Source organism: Lacimonas salitolerans (assembly GCF_042677865.1).
Taxonomy (GTDB): Bacteria; Pseudomonadota; Alphaproteobacteria; order Rhodobacterales; family Rhodobacteraceae; genus Lutimaribacter; species Lutimaribacter salitolerans.
In genome coordinates this window covers 1-871 of sequence record NZ_JBHUDD010000075.1, presented here as the reverse complement: position 1 = coordinate 871, position 871 = coordinate 1, and the positions used below count along the sequence as shown (strand labels likewise).

Here is an 871-nt window from a genome sequence, read left to right as displayed (position 1 = left end):
GGCATCACCCTACCGCACAACATCTTGTGCCTCAAGCAAATGACCGGAAACCAAACCACCCACACAAACCGCGAAATAGCCCCTTTTGCCCGCTTGTCTGACCTGCGATGCCATGTCCGATGGAGATCGGTGCAGGAGTTTCGCGATGGCGACTACGTTGGAGTTTCTCCGGGATTACGGGGTGGACATAAGGACCAACGGACAGCGACGCTGGCCGGATCAGATAAAGGCGCGGATCGTTGCTGAGAGTTTGCAGCCAGGTGTGAGCGTGAATGCAGTTGCGGCGCGGTATGGTCTTCGGGCGAACCATTTATCGGAGTGGCGTAGTCGGGCACGTGATGGCCGGTTGGTTTTGCCTGCTGTCGCGTTGCCCTTAAATCTGAAACACGACGGGGAGTGGGCAAAACTTGGTGGTCTATGTGGTAGGGTAAGGGTTTCGAAATGAGGCGGGACCCACCATGGATGTAAGTATTTTTGTCGAGACGACGTTTGACGATGGAGAAACCAAGAGGCGCAATATCGGTCGGCTTCGCCGTGCGCCGGACGAGTTTGGTTCCGATAATTTGGGCCTTCTCCTCGACGACGCAAAGACCTTGTTGAGGCGTTTGCAGGAAGCGATTGTGCAAGATCAGGTCGGTGAAGCAATGGAGGTTCGCCGGAAATGCGATGGCTGTGGCAAACAACGCGCGATCCATGATGATCGAGGCCGTATTCTCGACACTCTTTTTGGGCGAATTTTGGGCGAATTCGGGTGAAGCGGCCAAGGCTTCGACGCTGCTTGTGCCAATCAGTGTGAATCGGCATGCAAAAGTGACCCACTTGGGTGGGTTATGATCATCTAAAACTGACCCACCTGCATTGTTAACATCCG

At 54.5% G+C, this 871-nt stretch carries 1 protein-coding gene and 1 pseudogene; both read left to right on the top strand.

Annotated features, from left to right (window positions below; genetic code table 11):
• Positions 1 to 112: 112 nt before the first annotated feature.
• Complete coding sequence (locus ACFTOW_RS13295; protein WP_379916503.1) at positions 113 to 445, top strand: transposase; 333 nt, start codon at positions 113 to 115, stop codon at positions 443 to 445.
• 13 nt (positions 446 to 458) lie between these two features.
• Positions 459 to 787: pseudogene (locus tag ACFTOW_RS13290) on the top strand (ISKra4 family transposase); the annotation flags it as partial.
• Positions 788 to 871: the final 84 nt, after the last annotated feature.

Excerpts from the sequence above, each read along its gene's own strand:
- ACFTOW_RS13295 (WP_379916503.1), top strand. The coding sequence starts at position 113 with ATGTCCGATGGAGATCGGTGCAGGAGTTTCGCGATGGCGACTACGTTG.